This is a genomic window from Segatella maculosa OT 289, assembly GCF_000243015.1.
Taxonomy (GTDB): Bacteria; Bacteroidota; Bacteroidia; order Bacteroidales; family Bacteroidaceae; genus Prevotella; species Prevotella maculosa.
In genome coordinates this window covers 1-2,402 of sequence record NZ_JH594512.1, presented here as the reverse complement: position 1 = coordinate 2,402, position 2,402 = coordinate 1, and the positions used below count along the sequence as shown (strand labels likewise).

2 protein-coding genes are annotated in these 2,402 nt (G+C 49.7%); both read right to left on the bottom strand.

Going from position 1 to position 2,402, the window contains the following annotated elements; genetic code table 11:
• Positions 1 to 331: 331 nt before the first annotated feature.
• Positions 332 to 2,050 (bottom strand): hypothetical protein, encoded by a 1,719-nt coding sequence (locus tag HMPREF9944_RS11595; protein ID WP_155814687.1) that lies wholly within the window; start codon positions 2,048 to 2,050, stop codon positions 332 to 334.
• A 114-nt stretch (positions 2,051 to 2,164) separates the two neighbouring features.
• Positions 2,165 to 2,338, bottom strand: a complete 174-nt coding sequence (locus tag HMPREF9944_RS13160) for a hypothetical protein (RefSeq protein ID WP_008566521.1) — start codon at positions 2,336 to 2,338, stop codon at positions 2,165 to 2,167.
• Between the last annotated feature and the right edge of the window lie 64 nt (positions 2,339 to 2,402).

Below are 2,402 nucleotides of genomic sequence, written 5' to 3'. Positions count from 1 at the left end.
GTTTCGTGGTTACGGGCGAACCCACAAGGACTGATTTCGGATACCACAGTCCGTTGACTTTCATTTTGATTTTCTTCCAAAATGCCATGATTTTTTGTGTTTTTTGTCTGCAACCGGACCGGCCGTGCGTAATGACTAAAATACGACCTGCGGACGACGGAAGTATATTCCGTAATTGACAATAGTATATTTCGTGCCCCACGAAAGTATATATTGTGCCCCACAATAGTATATATTGTCAAATTGCACTGCCGGCATACGTTTACAGACGGATTAATATTAAAGTGAATAAATGCAAGTTTTCGATGGATAAATTTCTATTTCCCGTTGTTTAGAAATGCACGAACGGGCGGACCTTTCCAGTTATATTATGCTTGGCATTGGCGTCTATATTGATTGTGTTTCCACTAATACCATATAAATAAGGGAACATCATCGTTTGCGTATATTCCGTACTGGTCCAATAAATTAGATATCCATATGGTCCGAAAGCGAAGAGTCCCTTCCCTCCTGCCGCTGTGAAAGCGGCGTTGACCTTAGTCTTGTCCCATGGGAAGGTTCCGCTTTTGGGATAAGTTGTATTGGGCGTGGGGGTCCACCGATCGAGTGCTTTGAACAAGAGTGCCCAGTCGCCAAGGGCAGGCAGATACCAATGGCCAACGTTTGCTCCCGTTACGGCAACGTCCGGCACATAGTGTCCTGCGGCATAATAGGGCGTGTAGTCCTGATATTTATTGGCTTTCACCACGTGGTCGTGCGGGTTGCTTGCCGCTTCCCAAGTCCATTTATAGCCGTTCACGTCGTTCTGCCCGTCGTTGATGTCTGCATAGGTCGTGCTGTTGGTCGTTGCGAACATGGAACTGCTACCGTAAGGAGTTGAATACGTGAAATCATTATTGCCGCTGACGGTGGCCTCTTTCAATGCCACAGCCGTTCCTTCCTCTGTCGCCGTTTTCTCTTTCACTACCACGCCGATGGGTGTGCGTGTTCCCTTGTCGGCGAGTGTGCCTACGGTTCCGTCTTGGAAGAGGTAGAGGACAGAGGGCTTCACCTTGATGTTGTACACGTAGCTGTGGTTTTTCTGCAGAGTAGTGGAGTTCATCAGAGCAGTAGGGAATACTTTAGCTTGAAGCGACTCGCCATATAGTGTCCCGCTACTCATCGTATATTGTGCATACATGAGTGGGAAAGCATCAGGATAATAGACATAGGGCGTAGAGGTCTTGTAGGTCTCAACTATCGACGAATAGGTCATGGGATGGTCAGCTGTCATGGTGATGGGACCAAAGCTTATTGCAAGAAAGCCTCCGGACCGTGCTGTCTGTGTGCCTTTTACGTCATAGTCGGTGATGCCGTAACCGGTTCCAGAGACAGAACCTCCGATACCGAACTTCGCACCCACACAGGGTGTGGTGTAAGAGGTGACTTGATAGCGTATGCGGGCATTCTGATGGCGCATCGTGAAGGCTACAACATCGTGTTCCGTATTGCTCACCGTATGGGTGGTTACACCAATCATTGCGTTTTGATTGATGCCTGCCGGCATGCTATAGGTATATCGAAGGCCTGTCCCGTTGTCGGTCACGGCATCGTTGATGCAGACGAAAGTGTAGGTCTCGCCACCGTTCAAGAACCATTCTTGGCCGGCGACGTCAGGAGTGAATACGCCACTGGTCATCGTACCTTTGATTCCGTCGTGGCGCACGTTGGAAGCATCTACGGCATAAATGGTATAGTGTCCGTCGCTCACGGTGGCACGTGTTACGCCGGTGGCTGCCGGGGCCATGTCCGCGGTGTCGGGCTCAAGGCTCACCTCGGCCACCAATCCGTTGCCCAAGTTAACCGTCTGCGTCTCTATGGCGCGCGTGCCTTTGGCTCCGGCCTTGCCGTTGTTGGTTACGCCGGGCACAAAAGCCTCTTCTGTGAGGCGAAACGTAATGCCTTTCGCCGCATTCACTTTGCCGTCCTCTTTGACGACGCTCTCTTCGCTGCTGCATGCCGCGAGCAACATCGTGCTCACAAGGCCTGCTATGAATAATATCTTCTTCATTGAATTTTGATTTACTTTGAACTTCATTTGCTTTGAACTTTGAAGTTTGAACATTGAACTTTATGATTACCGCCGGTTCATATTCCCCTCCCAAGGGAGGGACCGGGGGTGGGCCTATATTTCCTTATCTCCTCCATCAATCTCTTCGTCTGCTCCCCATTCTTCTTCCGTAGAATGTGGTGCATCAAGCTGAATACTCGTGCTCTGCAGCTGACAGTCTCCCGACATGGGGAACACTTCAATCTCGGGGGTTACGTACTCCCGCTTTTCAAATTCTGTTTTCTTCATACTCTATCTTGTTTTTACCTTGTTTGTATGTAGGGACGCACGGCTCGTGCGTCCGTTCCAATGG

Bases quoted from the DNA above. Each gene is read 5' to 3' on its own strand.
- HMPREF9944_RS11595 (WP_155814687.1), bottom strand. From the start codon at position 2,050: ATGAAGAAGATATTATTCATAGCAGGCCTTGTGAGCACGATGTTGCTC.
- HMPREF9944_RS13160 (WP_008566521.1), bottom strand. From the start codon at position 2,338: ATGAAGAAAACAGAATTTGAAAAGCGGGAGTACGTAACCCCCGAGATT.